This window comes from Brevundimonas lenta, assembly GCF_014196335.1.
Taxonomy (GTDB): domain Bacteria; phylum Pseudomonadota; class Alphaproteobacteria; order Caulobacterales; family Caulobacteraceae; genus Brevundimonas; species Brevundimonas lenta.
Map to the genome: position 1 here is coordinate 23324 of NZ_JACIDM010000001.1, position 18609 is coordinate 41932.

22 protein-coding genes are annotated in these 18609 nt (G+C 69.5%); 12 read left to right on the plus strand and 10 right to left on the minus strand.

The features are described from left to right. Positions 1-172: 172 nt before the first annotated feature. Complete coding sequence (locus tag GGR12_RS00115; protein WP_183201574.1) at positions 173-1891, plus strand: hypothetical protein; 1719 nt, start codon at positions 173-175, stop codon at positions 1889-1891. 16 nt (positions 1892-1907) lie between these two features. On the opposite strand, the gene GGR12_RS00120 is transcribed toward GGR12_RS00115, so the two are convergent. Next, complete coding sequence (locus GGR12_RS00120; protein WP_183201576.1) at positions 1908-2252, minus strand: TFIIB-type zinc ribbon-containing protein; 345 nt, start codon at positions 2250-2252, stop codon at positions 1908-1910. A 117-nt stretch (positions 2253-2369) separates the two neighbouring features. Here GGR12_RS00120 and GGR12_RS00125 point away from each other — a divergent pair, with 117 nt between their 5' ends. Next, a complete protein-coding gene (locus tag GGR12_RS00125) occupies positions 2370-2840 on the plus strand; it encodes a PaaI family thioesterase (RefSeq protein WP_183201577.1) in 471 nt (156 codons plus the stop codon). Here the strand turns inward: GGR12_RS00125 and GGR12_RS00130 are convergent. The 5 genes from GGR12_RS00130 to GGR12_RS00150 are packed head-to-tail and all read right to left on the minus strand — an operon-like array spanning position 2837 to position 5454. Beyond that, a complete protein-coding gene (locus GGR12_RS00130) occupies positions 2837-3493 on the minus strand; it encodes a glutathione S-transferase family protein (RefSeq protein WP_183201579.1) in 657 nt (218 codons plus the stop codon). The two genes, GGR12_RS00125 and GGR12_RS00130, sit on opposite strands and share 4 nt — an antisense overlap. Further along, complete coding sequence (locus tag GGR12_RS00135) at positions 3493-3963, minus strand: SRPBCC family protein (RefSeq protein WP_183201581.1); 471 nt, start codon at positions 3961-3963, stop codon at positions 3493-3495. Before GGR12_RS00135 ends, GGR12_RS00130 begins: the two co-directional genes overlap by 1 nt. After that, complete coding sequence (locus tag GGR12_RS00140) at positions 3963-4619, minus strand: dihydrofolate reductase family protein (protein ID WP_183201583.1); 657 nt, start codon at positions 4617-4619, stop codon at positions 3963-3965. The genes GGR12_RS00135 and GGR12_RS00140 overlap by 1 nt, the downstream gene beginning before the upstream one ends. Beyond that, positions 4619-5110: an SRPBCC domain-containing protein gene (locus tag GGR12_RS00145; RefSeq protein ID WP_183201586.1), complete on the minus strand. Its 492-nt coding sequence runs from the start codon at positions 5108-5110 to the stop codon at positions 4619-4621. Before GGR12_RS00145 ends, GGR12_RS00140 begins: the two co-directional genes overlap by 1 nt. Continuing rightward, complete coding sequence (locus GGR12_RS00150) at positions 5107-5454, minus strand: ArsR/SmtB family transcription factor (protein ID WP_183201588.1); 348 nt, start codon at positions 5452-5454, stop codon at positions 5107-5109. Before GGR12_RS00150 ends, GGR12_RS00145 begins: the two co-directional genes overlap by 4 nt. Positions 5455-5544: 90 nt before the next feature. Here GGR12_RS00150 and GGR12_RS00155 point away from each other — a divergent pair, with 90 nt between their 5' ends. Continuing rightward, the gene (locus tag GGR12_RS00155; protein WP_183201590.1) at positions 5545-5922 is read left to right on the plus strand and encodes a hypothetical protein; all 378 of its coding nucleotides are present in this window, start codon (positions 5545-5547) and stop codon (positions 5920-5922) included. A 1-nt stretch (position 5923) separates the two neighbouring features. Here GGR12_RS00155 and GGR12_RS00160 read toward each other — a convergent pair whose 3' ends face one another. The 3 genes from GGR12_RS00160 to GGR12_RS00170 all read right to left on the minus strand — a co-directional run bounded on the left by GGR12_RS00160 (position 5924) and on the right by GGR12_RS00170 (position 8735). Continuing rightward, positions 5924-6934 carry a hypothetical protein gene (locus GGR12_RS00160; protein ID WP_183201592.1) on the minus strand — a complete coding sequence of 337 codons (1011 nt, stop codon included), beginning with the start codon at positions 6932-6934 and terminating at the stop codon, positions 5924-5926. A gap of 95 nt (positions 6935-7029) precedes the next feature. Next, positions 7030-7797 carry an ABC transporter permease gene (locus tag GGR12_RS00165; protein WP_183201594.1) on the minus strand — a complete coding sequence of 256 codons (768 nt, stop codon included), beginning with the start codon at positions 7795-7797 and terminating at the stop codon, positions 7030-7032. Continuing rightward, positions 7797-8735, minus strand: a complete 939-nt coding sequence (locus GGR12_RS00170; RefSeq protein ID WP_183201596.1) for an ABC transporter ATP-binding protein — start codon at positions 8733-8735, stop codon at positions 7797-7799. Before GGR12_RS00170 ends, GGR12_RS00165 begins: the two co-directional genes overlap by 1 nt. A gap of 104 nt (positions 8736-8839) precedes the next feature. Here GGR12_RS00170 and GGR12_RS00175 point away from each other — a divergent pair, with 104 nt between their 5' ends. Together GGR12_RS00175 and GGR12_RS00180 are read left to right on the plus strand one after the other, a co-directional pair. Continuing rightward, positions 8840-9730, plus strand: a complete 891-nt coding sequence (locus GGR12_RS00175) for a DUF1206 domain-containing protein (protein WP_221212172.1) — start codon at positions 8840-8842, stop codon at positions 9728-9730. Positions 9731-9797: 67 nt separating this feature from the next. After that, the gene (locus GGR12_RS00180; protein ID WP_183201598.1) at positions 9798-11117 is read left to right on the plus strand and encodes a PQQ-dependent sugar dehydrogenase; all 1320 of its coding nucleotides are present in this window, start codon (positions 9798-9800) and stop codon (positions 11115-11117) included. Positions 11118-11174: 57 nt separating this feature from the next. Here GGR12_RS00180 and GGR12_RS00185 read toward each other — a convergent pair whose 3' ends face one another. After that, a complete protein-coding gene (locus tag GGR12_RS00185) occupies positions 11175-11735 on the minus strand; it encodes a hypothetical protein (protein WP_183201600.1) in 561 nt (186 codons plus the stop codon). A gap of 369 nt (positions 11736-12104) precedes the next feature. Between GGR12_RS00185 and GGR12_RS00190 the strand changes: the two genes are divergently transcribed. The 7 genes from GGR12_RS00190 to GGR12_RS00220 all read left to right on the plus strand — a co-directional run bounded on the left by GGR12_RS00190 (position 12105) and on the right by GGR12_RS00220 (position 18605). Further along, positions 12105-13901 carry a long-chain-acyl-CoA synthetase gene (locus GGR12_RS00190; RefSeq protein WP_183201602.1) on the plus strand — a complete coding sequence of 599 codons (1797 nt, stop codon included), beginning with the start codon at positions 12105-12107 and terminating at the stop codon, positions 13899-13901. A gap of 80 nt (positions 13902-13981) precedes the next feature. Continuing rightward, positions 13982-14851: a flagellar motor stator protein MotA gene (motA, locus tag GGR12_RS00195; protein ID WP_183201604.1), complete on the plus strand. Its 870-nt coding sequence runs from the start codon at positions 13982-13984 to the stop codon at positions 14849-14851. Positions 14852-14983: 132 nt separating this feature from the next. After that, positions 14984-15289 (plus strand): hypothetical protein, encoded by a 306-nt coding sequence (locus GGR12_RS00200; RefSeq protein ID WP_183201606.1) that lies wholly within the window; start codon positions 14984-14986, stop codon positions 15287-15289. Positions 15290-15459: 170 nt separating this feature from the next. After that, on the plus strand, positions 15460-15729 hold the full coding sequence (locus tag GGR12_RS00205; RefSeq protein ID WP_183201608.1) for a hypothetical protein: 270 nt from the start codon (positions 15460-15462) through the stop codon (positions 15727-15729). 148 nt (positions 15730-15877) lie between these two features. Next, the gene (locus GGR12_RS00210; protein WP_183201610.1) at positions 15878-16258 is read left to right on the plus strand and encodes a hypothetical protein; all 381 of its coding nucleotides are present in this window, start codon (positions 15878-15880) and stop codon (positions 16256-16258) included. An 84-nt stretch (positions 16259-16342) separates the two neighbouring features. Further along, positions 16343-18151, plus strand: a complete 1809-nt coding sequence (gene mnmC / locus GGR12_RS00215) for a bifunctional tRNA (5-methylaminomethyl-2-thiouridine)(34)-methyltransferase MnmC2/FAD-dependent 5-carboxymethylaminomethyl-2-thiouridine(34) oxidoreductase MnmC1 (RefSeq protein WP_183201612.1) — start codon at positions 16343-16345, stop codon at positions 18149-18151. Positions 18152-18188: 37 nt separating this feature from the next. Then, positions 18189-18605, plus strand: a complete 417-nt coding sequence (locus GGR12_RS00220) for a hypothetical protein (protein WP_183201614.1) — start codon at positions 18189-18191, stop codon at positions 18603-18605. The last annotated feature ends 4 nt before the right edge of the window (positions 18606-18609 follow it).

The following is an 18609-nucleotide window of genomic DNA, read 5'->3' on the forward strand; positions in this document are numbered from 1 at the left end:
GTCTCCTTGCAGGCTTCGACGTGCGCGACTGCAACGCACGGCAAGCGTAACCGTTCTATGCGATCGCGGTGAGAATGCGGCGGGAGAATGATCCGCGCCGCCCGAATTCGCAACGAAACCCGCCCTTAAAGTCTGTGCGGCATGTTTCACGCTCGAACTGTGCGAGCGTTTCATGGCCGGCCCCGTCCACTACGAAGTCTATGTGCGGAAAACCGCGCCCTCGCCCTGGACCCTCCAGATGGCGAGCGAGGACCGTGGTCACGCCATCGACACGGCCGAGGACCTGCTGCGCGACGGCTATGCGGCGGCGGTCCGGGTGACCAAGGAAACGCTCGATCCGGACACCATGGAATTCAACAGCATCACCGTGCTGACCCGTGGCGTGCCGGAGGTGAAACAGAAGCGTGTCGTCGCCGACGACCAGGCGGGACCGCGTTGCGGAACGCCCCAGGACCTCTACGCCCCGGTGGCCCGCGACCAGATCGGACGGGTGCTGGAAGACTGGCTGAATCGCCAGGGCGTCACCGCCTTCGAACTGCTGCATCGCCCCGACCTGGCCGAAAAGCTGGACGCATCGGGCGTCGAACTTCAGCACGCCATCCAGAAGGTGGCGGTCCCGGAAAGCCAGGCCGTCGGCCAGCCGGTTCATGATCTGGTGCGCCACTACCAGCGCCTGGCGGATACCGCGATCGAGCGGCTGGTCTCGGCCGGACGCAAGAACCGTTTCCCCAGCCTTGAGAACCAGTCGATCGCCGACATGGCCCACCGGCTGGAAGGCCAGCCCGAGCGCGCCTTCATCATGGGCGGCGTCGTGGCGGGGGCGCTGAAGGGCCTCCGCGGCAGCCGCGTCCGCATCGATCGCCTGATGGACATCGCCGACCGCGCGCCGATGGACGGCCACCCGCGGGCCATGGTGCTCGTGCCGATCGAGCAGATCCTGTGCGAAATGCTCGGCGCGCGCACCAACCTGGCCGACGTGCTGGGGCCGTCGCTCGACCAGGGCGGGTCTCTGGCCGCCGTCGTGCGCATGGTCGCGCCGCGTGAGGTGAGCATGCTGGTCCGTCAGGATCCGCGCATGGCCCTGCAGATTCCGGCCGTCGAAGGTCCGGCCGCCCGTCTGGGCGCGCGTCTCGAGACCGCGGAGTTCCCCCTGCTGGCCGCCGCCCTGGCCCGCATGGTCCTGCGCGAACTGATGAGCCCGCGCCGCCTGCGTCCCAACGATGCGGCGGGCGAGATCGACATCCTGCGGGCGCTGGCCACCACCCTGACCGCCACGGCGGGCCGGCTGCTGACGCTGGAAGAGGTGCAGACCGCCTTCAACGAGCGCTCCAAGGCGCTGGTCACGGCCGATTTCGTCGCCTCCTACGTCAAGACGTGCACCACCATCCTGTGCGAGGCCGAGGCCCTGACGCGGCTGTGCGAGAACGTCACCGGCGTCGCCAACAAACGGTCTGCGGCCCGCTGGCTGTCGGCCTGCGTCGGCTCGCTGCGGTTCGAGACCGAGATGCGCAACCAGAGCTCGGCCATGACCGCGGCCCAGAAACTGGGCGTGCTGGCCAGCCTGCAGCGTTCCATCCGCGCCTGCGGCCTGTCGGATCGCGACGAGGCGGACATCTGCGCCGCCATCGGCAAGGTCGGCGGCTCGGTCGAGGCTGACGCGCGCATCGTCGCCCTGCTGGCCCGCTCGCCCGCGCCCCTGCCGCAGAAACTGTCGGCCCTTCTGCGTCTCGCCGCCGGCGAGACCGCGCCGCTGGGCGCGGCCGCCGATCGCGCCAAGGCCGAGGCGATCAAACTATTCCGCGCGCCGGACAACCGCGCGGCCCTGGCCGCCGCGCCCGACGCGCTGGTTCCGCTGAAGGGGTTGATGCGCGCGGCCGGCCTGGCGGCCTGACCGCGGCTCGACGAAATCAGTCGAAGATGTCGAAGATGTCCATCCGCTTCTTCTTTTTGTAGCGGTACTCGTCGTCGCGATGGCGATCGTCCCGGTGACGGTCGTCGCGATAGCCCTGGTTGCCCCACGGCTGCGGCGCGGCTTGCTGCGGCGGATAGGGGGCGTGGGCCTGCGGCTGGGGCGCCGGGGCGGCCTGCGGGGCCGAGGCGCGGCCCTCCGCCGAGGCCGACTCCATCAGCTTCTCCAGCTCGCCGCGGTCCAGCCAGACGCCGCGGCAGCTGGGGCACATGTCGAACTGCACGCCGCCGCGTTCCAGCGTCTGCATGGCGGCGTTGTCGTTGGGGCACATCAACAGCGGCATCGGGCGTCTCCTTGGTTCTCTCCCCAAAGAGCTACGGGGCGTCGGAGGTTCAGCCAACCCGGCGCGGCGATCCGCCGCGTGCTTGCGGCCGGCCCGCGAACCCCCAACTGTGACGCCATGACCGACCTGCCGACCACCACCGCTGAAGCCATCGGACGCATGTCCGGCCGCGACCTGCTGCAAGCCGTCATCGACGGCCGCCTGCCCCCCGCCAGCATCAGCCAGACCATGACCTTCGACCTCATCGAGGTCGGCGAGGGCGTGGCCGTATTCGAGGGCGAGACCGGTCCCCATCTGCTGAACCCGCAGGGCACGGTGCACGGCGGCTGGGCCCTGACCCTGGTCGACAGCGCCACCGGCTGCGCCGCCCACTCCCTGCTGCCCGCGGGCGCCGGCTACACCACCATCTCGACCCAGACGAATTTCACCCGCCCGATCACGGCCGACGCGGGCCGCGTCCGCTGCGAGGGACGGGTCATCAACGCCGGGCGCCAGATCATCACCGCCGAGGCGACCGTCAGGGACGCCGCCGGGCGCCTTCTTGCCCACGGCCAGTCCACCCTGATGGTGCTTCAGCCCCGGACCTAGTCCGCGGGCGGCGGCGCGGGCATCAGATCGCCGAACGGGGCCGCTTCCTCCAGCGCCCGCACGAACGACGGCCGCGCCATCAGCCGGGCGTGCCACGCCCGCAGGTGCGGCCGGTCGCCGAACGGAACCAGCCGCCGCGCATAGGTCAGGATCGGCGCGGCGCAGCAGTCGGCCAGGGTGAAGCTCTCGCCCGCGCCCCAGGTGCGCCCGTCCGACAACCGCTGCTCCAGCATGTCCCAGGCGCTCTCCAGCTCCTTCGCCTCCAGCGCCATCGCCGTCTCGTTGGGCGTGCCGGCGCGGCCCAGCCGGTTGAACACGATCCGGTTCATCGGCCCGGCGACATAGGTGTCGATGATCCGGTCCATGAAGCGGACCTCCAGCGCCTCGACCGGATCGGCCGGGATCAGCGTTCCGCCGCCCGCCAGCCGATCCAGGTATTCGATGACGATGCTGGACTCGAACACCGTCGCGCCCGCCGCCTCGTCGATCAGCACCGGCATCTTAGCGAACGGCGACACCTTGCCGAATTCCTCCGTCACCGCCGGCTCGCCGTTCACCAGCTTCAGCTCGAACGGCAGGCCCAGTTCGTAGAAGGCGATGGCGGTCTTCTGCCCGTAGGCGGAATAGGGGTGGGACCAGACGATCAGCGACATCAGGCGGCTTCTTTCTGCGACGCCAGCCAGGCGGCCAGCTGGTTCAATCCCTGGGATGTGCCTTCCTCGCGCTCGGCCCAGCCGTCCTCGCCGAAATAGACGCCCTGTTCGGTGAAGATCAGCCGCGTCCCGGCGCCGTCCGGCAGGACCTCCACCGTTCCGAGCGAGGCGGACAGCTTACGGCCGCCCACATGCATGACGAAGGCGAAGACGAAGCGACGGCCCTCGACGATGTCGAGGTAGGTCCCCTCGAACAGATGCTCGGCCCCGTCCCCGCCGCCGCCCCGGCTGACCTCGCGGCCGCCGACGACGAAATCCAGTTGTTCGATTTGCGGCGCGGCGACCTCGTCGCAGCCCATCCAGCGCTGTTTGATCTCGCGGTCGGTGAAGGCCGCGAACACCCGCTCCGGCCGGGCGTCAAAGCGACGCTCGACCGTGAACGATCCGAAATACAGCCTGCTGTCGGCCATCACGCGCCTCCCTTGCGAAGGATCTCAAGGTGGGTGGCGCGCTCGCCCACAGTCGACCTCGCGACTTCGTACCCCAGGGCGGGCAGGTCCAGCCCGGCCCAGAACGGCTCGCCCCGGCCCAGCAGCACCGGCGAGATCGCGATGTGCATCTCGTCGATCAGTCCGGCCTGCAGATACTGGCGGATCGTCTCCGTCCCGCCGCCAATGCGGATGTCCTTGTCGCCCGCCGCGTCGCGGGCCCGCTCAAGCGCCGCCTCGATCCCGCCGGTCTCGAAATGGAAGACCGTACCGCCCTTCATCTCGAACGAGGCGCGCGGATAGTGGGTCAGAACGAACGTCGGCACGTGATAGGGCGGCTCGTCGCCCCACCAGCCCTTCCACGCCTCGTCGGGCCAATCGCCCCTGATGGGGCCGAACATGTTGCGTCCCAGGATCCAAGCGCCCATGCCTTCCATGCCGCGTTCGGCGAAGGCGTTATCGACCCCGTCCTTGCCTGCGCCCTGACCGAACATCGTCTGGAAGGTCTTCGTCGGATAGAACCAGTGATGCAGCAGCTCGCCGCCGACGCCCAGGGGGCTCGACAGGCTCTGATCAGGGCCCGCGCCGAACCCGTCGGCCGAGACTGTAAAGCTGCTGACGCGAACCTTGCCGGCCATCACGCATGCGCCTTCAGTTCGCGGCCGAGGGCGTCGAGCATGTCGGCGCAGCCCCGTTCACGCAGGGCGATGTCGTCGGCGCTCTCCAGGAAAGCGCCCTGTTCGGTATAGACCAGCCGCGTGCCTGCGCCGTCGGCGACGATTTCAGTCGTGGCCAGCGAGACGGAGTTGCGGATGCGTCCATCCGGGCTTTCGCGGCCCATGACGTAGCTCCAGACCATGCGGCGGTTCTCGACGATGTCGAGATATTCGGTCTCGTTGAACCAGGTGGCGTTGTTCTCGTCGCCGAAGCGGAAGCTGCCCCTGAAATGGCCGCCGACGCGAAAATCCTGCTCCCACGTATGAACGGTCCACTCCTCTCCGTCAGCGAACCAACGGCGGAAGGCGGCCGGATCGGCGTGGGCGGCGAACACGCGGGCCGGCGAGGCGTCGTAGCGACGCTCCACCGTAAAGGTCCCGTGCGCGACGGAGGGTTCGGTTCGGACGGTCATTTCGTCTTCTCCTCTTCGGGTTTGGTCTCATCCAGAAAGACGGCCAGCCGGTCGAGACTGCGTTCGACCGACCGGCGGCGCTCGTTGATCCAGCGCTCGGCGGCGCTGAGGGCGGCGGGTTCGACGCGGCAGGTGCGGACGCGCCCGACCTTTTCCGAGCGCACCACGCCGGCCGCTTCGAGAATCTTCAGGTGCTGCACCACCGCCGACATCGACATCGGCAGCGGCTCGGCCAGTTCGCTGACCGAGGCGGGCCCGCGCGACAGGCGCTCGACCATGCGCCGCCGGGTCGGGTCCGACAGAGCCTGAAAGGCGAGATCGAGCGGTTCCTGATACTGAAGCATTCACTTAAGTATCAAATCGACACGTCGCCCGCAACCCATCGTTAATCGACGCGGGCCAGCCTTGCCGAAATCATGTTCGGGAGAGGCGTGATGTCGACCATCCAGACCGGCAGCTACCGCCGTCAGCGCGACCATTTCGAGCCGCAGGACATCGACCCGCAGGAGCAGCGCAAGCTGCGCGGCCTGCTGGAGCAGATCGACTATTCGACCTTCGTGGCCAACCGCGAGGTCATCGGCCACATGCTGCCCAACCTCGACGCGGCGGCCTTCCAGAGGCTGGCTGTGCTGACCGCCACGGCGCGCGGCAAATGGGTCGCCGAGGGCCTTCGCCAGTCGGAATCCGGCGCGCCCTCGACCGTCGACCAGATCGCGCGCCTGACCGCCACCCGCACCGCCTACGAGGAGCTGGCCGAGGTCTATGAAGGCCTGCGCCGCATGGTCGAGCGCGGCTACACGGCGCTCCGCTAGATCAATTCAGCGGCTGCGGCCGGGTCGCGATCGGCGCGTCCGGATCGGCGGCCGGGCGTTCGGCGGCCGTCGGCGGCGGCCCGGCCGGCGGCGCGGGCGCGATTTCCACCAGAGGCGCAGTCGTGATCACCGGCGCGGGCGCTGGCGTCTGCGGCTGGGCCTGAACCGGTGCGGGCTGGGTCACGGCCGGGCGAGCCGCCGTCGTGCGCGCGGGCGGTGACGCAGCGGCGCGAACCGGCCGGGTCGCTGCGGGCGACGGAGCGGTCACAGCGGGCGCAGCCGTCGTCGGCGTGGCGTCCACAGGCGGGGCGACAGCCTCGATCGGGGTCGCGGGGGCAGGAGCCGCCGCTTCAACCGACAGCGGCGCGGCGGCCGTGGTCGGCGCCTCGGCCGGGTTGCGGGTCATGAACCAGACGCCCGCCGCGACGCCCAGCACGGCGACGGCGGCCACGCCCGCGTACAGCGGCATGCGGCGCGTCGGCTTCCCGCGCGCGCTGGCGGCGGCGAGGGTCGGGCTGACGATCGGCGCGGCCTCCACCGGACGGGCGGCCGGCGCGGCCTTGATCGCCGGAGCAGGCTTCGGCTTCGGTTCCGGCAGGGGTTCGGGTTCCGGCAGCGGACGGACGGTCAGGTCGGGCTCGGGCGCCTTGGCCATCGGGCGCGGAGCGGGCTCAGGCTCGGCCGCCACAGGCGCGGCGACGGCCGCGGCCGGCTGCGGCGTAGGGGGCGCGACAGGCTCCACCGGTTTCGGCGCCGCGCGCGGGATCATCGAGCCGTTGAAGATATCGGACGGCGGGCGCTGCAAGGCGCCGGCCCGGGGCGGCGTCGCCGGCGCGGTCGCCGCGGGCGTCGCAGGCGCAGCGGCCGGACGCGGCGGTTCAGGCAGCGGCGGCAGGCGTTCACCGGTCGGCAGCGGGCCGGCCCGGAACACGGTGGCGGGCGGACGGCCCCACGTCACAGGGCGCCGGAACGGCTGGGGGGAGCCGTTCAGCTTCGATTGGTCGTCGGACATGCAGTCTCCCGCGCCCGGGGGCGGCGCGCTTCCTCAACGCTTACTGCCGCCGAAGGTGGCGGCCGATCTGGCCGCTTTCGTGGCGAAGGCCGCGCCTAGTTCTTGAGGCGATAGCCGGTTTTGAACATCCAGCCGACCACCGCCAGGCAGGCGAAGAAGAAGCCAAGCGTGGCCGTCAGACTCACGACGATGCCGACGTCCGACGTGCCGTAGAAGGCCCAGCGGAAGCCCGAGATCAGATAGACCACCGGGTTGAACAGGGTCACCGTCCGCCACGGCTCCGGCAGCATGTGGATCGAATAGAAGGCGCCGCCCAGGAAGGTCAGCGGCGTCACGATCAGCATGGGGATGAACTGCAGCTGCTCGAAGCTCTGCGCCCAGATGCCGATGATGAAGCCGAACAGGCTGAAGGTCGTCGACACCAGGATCAGGAAGGCCAACATCCAGAACGGATGCAGAATCTCCAGCGGCACGAAGAAGGACGCCGTCGCCAGGATGATCAGACCCAGCACCGCCGACTTGGTCGCCGCCGCCCCGACATAGGCGATGACGATCTCCAACGGCGACACCGGCGCCGACAGCAGCTCGTAGATCGTGCCCGTGAACTTGGGGAAATAGATGCCGAACGAGGCGTTGAAGATCGACTGGGTGAACAGGCTCAGCATGATCAGCCCGGGCACGATGAAGGCCCCGTAGGGCACGCCGTCGATCTCGGTCATGCGCGACCCGATGGCCGAGCCGAAGACGACGAAATACAGCGCCGTGGTGATCACCGGCGTCACGATGGACTGCCAGACGGTGCGGAGCGCCCGCGCCATTTCGAAGCGGTAGATGGCCCAGACGCCGTAACCGTTGAACGCCATCACGCCGCCTCCGTCTTCGACTGGTGGACCAGGCCCACGAAGATGTCCTCCAGCGAGCTCTGCCGCGTCGACAGGTCCTTGAAACCGATGCCGATATCCGACAGCCGGCGCATCAGCGACGGCACGCCGGTCTTCTCGGCGTTGGAATCGAAGACGTATTCCAGCTCGTGCCCCTCGGCCTTCAGCTCCAGCGTCCAGTCGGACAGCTCGGGCGGCAGGACCTCCAGCGGCTCCTGCAGCTGCAGGGTCAGGGTCTTGCGGCCCAGCTTCTTCATCAGAGCCGTCTTGTCCTCGACCAGGATCAGCTGGCCTTTCAGGATCACGCCCACCCGATCGGCCATCTCCTCGGCCTCCTCGATGTAGTGGGTGGTCAGGATGATGGTCACGCCGCGCTCGCGCAGCTTGCGCACCATCGCCCACATGTCGCGGCGCAGCTCGACGTCCACACCGGCGGTCGGCTCGTCGAGGAACAGGATGTCGGGCTCGTGGCTCAGCGCCTTGGCGATCATCACCCGGCGCTTCATCCCGCCGGACAGGGTCATGATCTTGGCGTCCTTCTTGTCCCACAGGCTCAGGTCGCGAAGGATCTGCTCGACATAGGCGGCGTTCGGCGCCCGGCCGAACAGGCCGCGGCTGAAGGTCACCGTCGCCCACACCGTCTCGAAGGCGTCGGTGGTCAGCTCCTGCGGCACCAGGCCGATCATCGAGCGCGCCTTGCGATAATCCTTCTGGATGTCGTGCCCGTCGGCGATGACCGTTCCGCTCGTCGGCGTGACGATGCCGCAGACGATCGAGATCAGGGTCGTCTTGCCCGCTCCGTTCGGCCCCAGCAGGGCGAAGATCTCGCCCTTGCGGATGGCCAGGTCGGTGGGCTTGAGGGCTTGCAGCCCGGATTTGTAGGTCTTGGTCAGACCCTCGATCGAAATCACCGGCTGCATAAGCGCCCTCCCAGGGGTCCAGCAGATATGCCTCGCCCCGCCGCACCTCAAGGCCGCGGCTGGAATGAGCGGAGCCTTATCCGGCGCGGCGTGTTTCCGTCGCCGTGCCGAGTCCCCTGCGCCGACTGCAAACCCGCCTGATCGACATGGTCCGCAATCCCGGCCGCCGTCGGCGCGAGGCAGTGGCCCGGGACGGCGTCGAACTGGTCGCCCGCATCGGCTACGGCGCGCGCGGCTTCGTCTATCTGTCCGTCGGCGTGATCACCCTGTTGTCGCTGCCCGGCTGGATGGACGAGGCCGTCGGCACGCGGGGGGCCATCGGATGGCTTGCGGTGCAGCCCTTCGGCCGTGCATGGCTGCTGCTCCTCGGCCTGGGCCTGTGCGCCTTCGTGTTCTGGCGGTTCCTGCAGGCGGTGTTCGACGCCGATCATGAGGGCGGCAGCCGGCAGGGTTGGAACACCCGCTTCAGTCAGGCCTGCAGCGGGCTCGGCTACGCCTTCCTCGCCTTCAGCGCCTTCAGCCTGCTGATCCATACCCCGGCGGATCCCGCAGCCGGTGAAGCGGTTCAGGGACAACAGCAGGCTCGGCAGGTGCTGTCCCTCCCGTTCGGAAACTGGATTCTGGTGGGCGTCGGCCTGTGCATCGCCGGCGTCGGCGTGGCCAACGTCGTGCGCGCTGTCCGCACGGACTTCACCGAATATCTCGCCTGCTCGGCCAGGCTGTGCCGGCGCGTCGCTCCGCTCGCCCGCGCAGGATATCTGGCGCGGGGGCTGGCCTGGTTGCCGCTGGCGACCCTCGTCGTGCTGGCCGGCTTCCATTCCGAGGCCTCGGACGTAACAAGCTTCGGCGGCGCCCTTGAAGCCGTCGAGCGGCAGCCGGCGGGAGCCTGGTTCCTGACCCTCGCCGCCCTCGGCTTCATCGCCTTCGGGACCTTCTCCTTCATCGAGGCGCGCTTCCGGAAAATCCGCCCGCCCCGCGAGGTCCTGCCCACGTGATTGTCAGGACGGAACCTGTGCCGTAGCGGATGGTTTCCCACCTGTTCCAGCGCCGAAGGATACCGCCATGCGCGCCCCCGCAGCCGCCGCCGCCGTCGCCTCGCTCGTCGTCCTGACGCTCGTGGCCTGCGGCACCGAATCCACCCGCGACCCGATGATCGGCTTCGGGCCCAATCCGACCCTGCCCGCGCCGCAGAAGTCCCTGATCCCCACGGTCAACGTCGCCGACGCCGTCGGCTGGCCCGAAGGACGGATGCCGACGCCGGCGCAGGGCATGCGCGTCCAGGCCTTCGCTGTCGGCCTCGAACATCCGCGCTGGCTGTACCGCCTGCCGAACGGCGACATCCTGGTGGCCGAGACCAACGCCCCGCCCAAGCCTGAAGGCATGGAGGGCGGAACCCGCGGCTGGTTCCAGAGCCTGTTCATGAAGAAGGCCGGGGCCCGCGTCCCCAGCCCCAACCGCATCACCCTGCTGCGCGACGCCGACGGCGACGGCGTGGCCGAGACGCGCACCGTCTTCCTCGACCAGCTGATGTCGCCCTTCGGCATGGCCCTGGTCGGCGACACCCTGTTCGTCGCCAACGCCGACGCCGTGGTGGCCTTCCCCTACCAGACCGGCCAGACGCAGATCACCGCCGCCCCGCGCAAGGTCGCCGACCTGCCCGCCGGCCGGAACCACCACTGGACCAAGAGCCTGGTCGCCAGCCCCGACGGCTCGCGCCTGTTCGTCGGCGTCGGCTCGAACTCAAACATCGGCGAGAACGGCATGGACGAGGAGGAGAACCGCGCCGCCGTCCTCGAGATCGACCCCGCCACCGGCGCCTCACGGGTTTACGCCTCCGGCCTGCGTAATCCGGTGGGCATGGCGTGGCAGCCGGACAGCGGCAAGCTGTGGGTCTCGGTCAACGAGCGCGACGAGCTCGGCAACGACCTGGTGCCCGACTACATGACCTCGGTCACGCCGGGCGCCTTCTATGGCTGGCCCTACAGCTACTACGGCCAGATCGTCGACGACCGGGTCCAGCCGCAGCGCCCGGAACTCGTCGCCAGCGCCCTCAAGCCCGACTACGCCCTGGGCGCCCACACCGCCTCGCTGGGCCTGACCTTCGGCGAGGGGACCCTGTTCCCGGCCCGCTTCCAGGGCGGGGCCTTCGTCGGCCAGCACGGCTCGTGGAACCGCAAGCCGCGCAACGGCTACCGCGTGATCTTCGTGCCCTTCGCAAGCGGCGTCCCGTCGGGCCAGCCGGAAGTGATCCTCGACGGCTTCATCAACGAGCAGGACCAGGCCATGGGCCGGCCGGTCGGGGTGCAGTTCGACCGCCTCGGCGGCCTGCTGGTCGCCGACGACGTCGGCAACGTCATCTGGCGCGTCAGCCCCGCCGCCTGAACGACAAAAGGCCCCGACGGAGCGATCCCTCGGGGCCTTCGCTTGTCTGACCGGATTTTAGCCGAGCGGTTCGACCACGATGGCCGGTTCACGCGGCGTGGTCGGCGCGGGCGTCGCCGGCGTGCTGTTCAGCGTCGTCGTCGGCGAGACAGCCGGCGCGGCCGGAGTGACGGTCGGCGCAGGCGGCGTCGCCTCACGGACGACCGGAGCCGGGGTCTCGGCGCGCGGCGCCGCCGCACGACGGGCGGGCGCCGGGGCGGCGCGGGGCGCAGGCGCGGCCTCACGGGCGACCGGGACCGGAGCGGGCGTCGCCTCGGCCGGGGTCGTCGCAGCCAGCGGGACCGCAGGCGCAGCGGCCGGCAGGACCGGCGTCGCCACCGCGGGCTCGACCAGGGCGGACTCGGTCGCCGCGTCGTCGCCGCCCATCATCATCATGACGGCGGCGCCGCCCACGACCAGCACGCCGATCGGGGCCAGGATCATCCAGCTTTTGACGCCGCTCTTGCGGCTACGGCTGGTCTTGCCGCGCGCATAGACGGGGATGAAGGGTTCTTCAGCAGCGACCTCGGCGCGGTCGCCATACGGTCGTACGCGGTCGTCTGTGTAGGTGAACGTCATCTCGGTTCCTCCAATAAGGTGAGGTCGAGAATGGGTCGGAGAGACCAGAGTTCCGCGAACGTGTCAGATACCTTCAAGAAACACTGTTGCGAACACAAGTGAGGCGGAAACCGCGCCGCTTTATGCTTCCGCTTTACTTTAATTTCGCCCCTAAACACCCCGTCCGCTTGCGTGCAGCGGGCAAAAACACCCGTCGCCCGGATCGCCCACCGACGGATGACGTCGCGTAACCGCCGCATCGGCGCCACGCCTTGTCCCAAACCGTTCGCGAATCGCCCTCAAATGCCGCAGGGATTCCCCCGCCGGTTGACCCGGCCGGGCGGCTTGTTCATCACCGGTTCGGGGCCTTGTTGCGGAGAGATTGCTGAAATGGGTCTGGTGGCGAACATCCGACGGGACTTGCGGTTCACCAAGGTCCTCAGCCGCCTGCTGCAGCGCATCAAGCCGATCGAGCTCGATAGCTCCGACCTGGTCTGTGACGACTGGGAAGAGGCCGTCGACAAATACCCCGAACACATCGCCATCCAGGACGACAAGCGCAGCATCAGCTATCGCGAGCTGGACGCCATGGCCAACCGCTTCGGCCACTGGGCGCAGAGCCGCCGGCTGAAGCGCGGCGACACCGTCGCCCTGGTGATGCTGAACCGGGCCGAATACATCGCCGCCTGGATGGGCTTCGCCAAGGTCGGGGTCGGCACGGCGCTGATCAACACCAACCTGACCGGCCACGCCCTCGCTCACTGCCTGACCATCTCCAACGCCTCCCAGGTCGTCACCGACGAGGATTGCTGGCGCAAGGTCGAGGAAGCCCGCGGCCGCGTCGGCCGCAACCTGATGCTCTGGGTGCTGGGCCTCAACGACGCCGACGAGGCCGACGAGCGCCGCGGCCTCGACAAGCCCGTCCGCAGCGGCTCGTCCGTCCGTCCGGCCAAGTCGGTCCGCTCCGGCCTGACCAATCGCGACACGGCCCTGTACATCTACACCTCGGGCACGACCGGCCTGCCGAAGGCGGCCAAGATCACCCACGCCCGGGCCCGCACCTATATGCGCGCCTTCGCCGGCGCGACCTTCGCCACCGAAAAGGACGTCACCTTCAACGTCCTGCCGCTCTACCACTCGACCGGCGGCCTGGTGGGCATCGGCCCAGCCCTGCTGAACGGCGGCCGGCTGGTGCTGCGCAAGCGCTTTTCGGCCTCGACCTTCTGGCCCGACGTGAAGGCGTCCGACGCCACCCTGTTCGTCTACATCGGCGAGCTGTGCCGCTATCTGGTCAACTGCCCGGAGAACCCGGACGAGCGGTCGCACAAGCTGCGTCTCGCCTTCGGCAACGGCCTGCGCCCCGACGTCTGGACCGACTTCCAGAAGCGCTTCGCCATCCCCGAGATCATGGAGTTCTACGGCTCCACCGAAGGGAACGTCTCGCTGTTCAATTTCGACGGCAAGGCGGGCGCCATCGGCCGCGTGCCGGGCTTCCTGAAAAAGAAGATCAATTTCCGCCTCGTGCGCTTCGATATCGACACGGAAATGCCGGTGCGTGGCGCGGACGGCCTGTGCCAGCCGGCGAAGCCGGGCGAGGTCGGCGAGGCCATCGGCCTGATCGGCGACGACACCCGCCACGCCTATTCGGGCTACGCGGACCGCGCCGAGTCCGAAAAGAAGGTCCTGCGCGACGTCTTCGTGCGGGGCGATCGCTGGTTCCGCACCGGCGACCTGATGAAGCAGGACAACGAAGGCTACGTCTATTTCATCGACAGGATCGGCGACACCTACCGCTGGAAGGGCGAGAACGTCTCCACCGCCGAGGTCGAGCAGCGTCTCGCCGAGTCGCCTGGCGTGCGCGAGGTCATCGCCTACGGCGTCCCCGTGCCCGGCCAGGAAGGCAAGGCGGGCATGGTCGCCCTGGTGGTCGACGGCCGCTTCTCGGCCAAGGCCTTCGCCGAGTGGGTCGACCAGGAGCTGCCCTCCTACGCCCGCCCGGCCTTCGTGCGCCTGATCAAGTCGGCCGAGACGACCGGCACCTTCAAATACCGCAAGGTCGACCTCGTGAAGGACGGCTTCGACCCCGCCCAAGTCGACGGCCCGCTCTATGTGCGCAGCAAGACCGGCTATTCGAAGATGACCGACACGGCGCGCGAGTCGATCCTGAACGGCACGACCCGGTTGTAAGACCGGGCGGTTCGCAACCGCCCCTTAATCATTAACGGCGATGGTCGGCCTCTCGCGCGCGTTGGGGCCTTCCGTCTTCCATGTTCCAGATTATCGGCATTGTGCTGCTGTTCGCCCTGGTGTTCGGCAGCTACGTCATCTCGGGCGGCAAGTTCGAGGTGATCCTGCACGCCCTGCCGCACGAGATGATGGCCATCGGCGGCGCGGGCGTCGCCGCCTATCTGATCTCGAACAGCACCTCGGTCCTGAAGTCGACCTTCGGCGGCCTGGCCAAGGCCTTCGCCGGCCCGAAATGGAAGCGCGCCGACTACAAGGATCTGCTGTCCCTGCTGTTCCAGCTGACCAAGACGATGAAGTCCAAGGGCGTCATCGCCCTCGAAAGCCACATCGAGAAGCCGGCCGAGAGCACCATCTTCCAGAAATATCCGAAGGTGCTGAAGGACCACTTCGCCACCGACTTCATCTGCGACACCCTGCGCATGATGACCATGAACCTCGAGGATCCGCACCAGATCGAGGACGCCATGGAAAAGCAGCTGGAAAAGCACCACCACGAAGCCCTGGGCACGCCGCACGCGCTGCAGAACCTCGCCGACGCACTGCCGGCGCTGGGCATCGTCGCGGCCGTTCTGGGGGTCATCAAGACCATGGGCTCGATCACCGAACCGCCGGAAATCCTCGGCGGCATGATCGGCGGCGCCCTGGTCGGCACCTTCCTCGGCGTGTTCCTCGCCTACGGCCTGGTCGGCCCGCTCGCCGCCCGCCTGAAGTCGATCGTCGACGAGGAAGGCGCCTTCTACAAAATCATCCAGTCGGTCCTCGTCGCCCACCTGCACGGCAACGCCGCCCAGATTTCGGTCGAGATCGGCCGGGGCGACATTCCCTCGGCGGCCCAGCCCTCGTTCATCGAGATGGAAGAAGCGCTGCAGGCGGCCCCGACCGAGGCCTGATCTCACGGTTCCTTCACGCGCGCTCAACCGCGTTCACGGCTTCGGGAACACTGCGGCCGTTCGATAGTTCAGCGCGTGTCGATCGTGGAAGCGGGCGGCCGCTCCGTCCGCACGATCGTCGGAGGACGCCTCATGAAATTGACGACCCTCACCCTGGCCGCCGCAGGAGCGCTGGCGCTCGCGGCCTGTCAGCCCGCAGCCGAGAAAAAGACCGACGCGGCTGCCGATGCCGCGGCTGACACGTCTGCGATGGCCCCTGCGGATGGAGCCATGGCTCCGGCCGACGGCGCGATGACCCCCACGACGCCGCCGACGACCACTCCGCCACCAGCGGTCAATCCCGACGGAACCCCCGTCACGGGCGCGCCGCCGCCGACCTTGCCGCCGGAATCGGGCATGACCCCGACCTCCCCGGCGACCAGCCCGCCGCCGCAATAATCCGCTTCAAAGGGTCATCAGAGGGGTCGCCGCATCGGCGGCCCCTTTGTCGTTGCGTTACACTGGTTCACGAACCCGTGAGAATTCGCTTGCACAACTGCTCACGTTCCCGTTATCACCGGCTGGCGAGGATTCATGACCTCGTATGACCCTTCTGAAGGACTAAAAACATGCGCATCACCGCTCTGATCGCCGCCTCGGCCGCCGCTCTGGCTCTGGCCGCTTGCCAGCCCGCCACCGAAGAGAAGGCCGCTGACGCTGCCGCCACCGACGCTGCCGCCGCTGCCGACACCGCCACCGACGCTGCTGCCACGGCTGACGCCGCTGCCGCCGACGCCACCGCCGCCGCTGGCGACGCTGCCGCCGCCGCCGCTGCTCCGGCTGCTGACGCCGCTGCCGCTCCGGCCGCTCCGGCTGCTGAAGAGAAGGCCGCTCACTAAGAGCGACTTCAAGATAAGCCTTCGGGCTTAGTTGAAGAGAAGGGTCGCCCTCACGGGCGGCCCTTTTTTCGTTGCGCGCCGCCACGGAACATCGGGCGAGCACGGGTATTTCCCTCGGGCTGTTACAGCTTTGCAGAAGGACTATCCGATGCGCTTCCCCGTCATGATCGCCGCCGGAGCCGCCGCGCTCGCTCTGGCCGCCTGCCAGAACAACGACAAGGCCGCCGAGGACGCCGCCGCCGAAGCGGCCGCCGCCTCTGACGCCGCGGCCGACGCCGCCGCCCTCAGCGCGACCGAATCCGCCAACGCCGCCGCTGCAGCCGCCGGCTCCGCCACCGGATCGGCCGCCGCCGCAGGCAGCCGCACCGGCGCGGCCGGCGAATCCATGGCCCCCTCGTCCGGCGCGATGGCTCCGTCCAGCGGCGCGATGGTCCCCGAGGCCGAACGCCCGCCCGCAGGCGGCGCCACCACCACCGAGACCGAGCGTCGCCTGAATCCGGAAACGACCACGCCGCCGGCGAAACAGTAGTCCGGACCTCCATCGATCAGGGCCGTCCTTCCGGGCGGCCCTTTTTCATTGCGTCCAGCGGCCCCCGGTGTAGGTCCGGGGTCGATGACCGACGACCGCTCGCCCCGCCTTGTCTGGACTGAGGACGGCGCCCCACGCTCGGGCCGCTTCGACGACGTCTATTTCTCGCGCGAGGATGGTCTGGCCGAGACGCGGGCCGTCTTCCTGCACGGCTGCGGCCTGCCCGAAGCCTGGCAGGGGTTGCGCCACTTCACCGTCGCCGAACTGGGCTTCGGCACCGGACTGAACATCGCCGCCCTGCTGGATCTGTGGCGCCGCGAAGGGCCGCCAGACGCGCATCTGCACATCTTCTCCGTCGAGGGCTTCCCCCTGTCCCGCGAGGAAGCCGCGCGCGCCCTGTCGAACTGGCCGGAGATCGCCGACGCCGCCGACGCCCTGCTCTCCGCCTGGCCCGCGCCGACGCCGGGTTTCCACCGCCTCGACCTGCCCGGCTTCAACGCCACCCTCGATCTGGCCGTCGGCGAGGTCGAATGGGCCCTGTCGCAATGGTCCGGACCCGCCGACGCCTGGTTCCTCGACGGCTTCGCCCCCTCGACCAATCCGGCCATGTGGTCGGAGGCTGTGCTGGACCTCATCGCCGCCCGGTCATCGCCTACGTCCCGCATCGCCACCTTCACCGTCGCCGGCTCGGTCCGGCGTGGTCTGGCCCAGCGCGGCTTCACCGTCGAAAAGCGCCCCGGCCACGGCCGTAAGCGCGAACGCCTCGAGGCCCGCCGCGAGGCGCCGCCCGCGGCCCCTCCCACCCCCTCCGTCGCCATCATCGGCGCGGGCGTCGCCGGCGCCGCTCTCGCCCGCGCCTTCCAGGCCCTGGGCCTCGCCCCCGTCGTGATCGAGGCTGAAACGCCCGGCGCCGGCGCCTCGGGCTTCCCCTCCGCCCTCGTCACGCCCCGCCTCGACGCCGGCGACGAGGGCATCGCCGCCCTCTACGCCCAGGCCCTCGCCCGCGCCGGAGCGCTCTATGGGCAGACCCCCGACGCCGTCGTCGCCCACGGCGTCCTCCAGCTCGAACAGACGCCCCGCGACGCGGCCCGTTTCGGCAAGATCGCCGCCCAGCCGGTCTGGCCCACGGACGGCATGACCACTCTCGACGCCGAATCCTGCTCCGCCCATCTGGGCGAGGCGGTCGAAACCGGCGGCCTGATGATGCGCGACGCCCTCGCCGTGCGCCCATCCGCCATCCTCAAGGCCTGGCTCGACGACGCGACGCTGATCACCGCCCGGGTCGCGACCCTCGAACGCGCCGACGGCCGCTGGCGTCTGGCCGACACCGCGGGCGAGATTATCGCCGAAGCCGGGGTGGTCGTCCTGGCCGCGGGCGCCGGCGCCCCGGACCTCGCTCCAAACCTGCCCCTGTCGCCGGTCGCCGGCCAGGCCGACTGGATCGAGGGCGTCGAGGCGGCTCCCGTCGCCTGGGGCGGATACGCCGCGCCTACCGCTGAAGGCCTTCTGTTCGGCGCCACCCACGACCGGGGCCAGGCCGCCCCGATCGTTTCGGCCGAGGCCGGCGCGAAAAACCTCGCCGCCGTATCGGCTCGCCTGCCCGCCCTCGCCGCCCGCATCGCCGCCGCCGGGCCGTCGCAGGCCCGCGTCGCCGTCAGGGCCACCACGCCCGACCGCCTGCCCCTCGCCGGCGCCCTCGGCGACGGACTGTTCGTGCTCGGCGGTCTGGGATCGCGCGGCTTCTGCGCAGCGCCGTTGCTGGCCGAGCATCTCGCCGCCCTGGCCACCGGCGCGCCGTCGCCGCTTCCCGCCGATCTGGCCGCGCGCGTCGCGCCGTTACGATTCTCTACCGGCGAGGGTCTTGTGCAACCGGCGGCGAAAGCGGACGGTTGAGCTTCAGGGGGACAACTACGGGAGGAGGATCCCGCCCATGCGTCTGCCCATCCTGATCGCCGGCCTCGGCGTCTTCGCCGCCACCGTCTCCTGCGCGCCCACCACGGGCGGCGAGTCCGGATCGGCGCCGCCCCAGGCCCGCGCCTGTTTCAACACCCAGACGGTCACCAATTTCCGGCGCGGACGACCGGACCAGATCTTCCTCCGGGTCGGCCGCAACGACGTCTATGAACTGCAGGCTGCGGGCGGTTGCCGCGAGGTCGACTTCGCCATCCGCCTGGCCATCGTGCCGGAACGCACCGGCGCCGCCGGCACGCGCATCTGCACCAACGACTGGGTCCGCATCTTCGTCCCGGGGCCGAACCGGTCCCCGACGGCCTTCTGTCGCGCCCGCGTCAGCCGCCTGCTGACCCCCGAAGAGGTCGCCGCCCTGCCAGCAGCGCACACCCCCTAGAGGG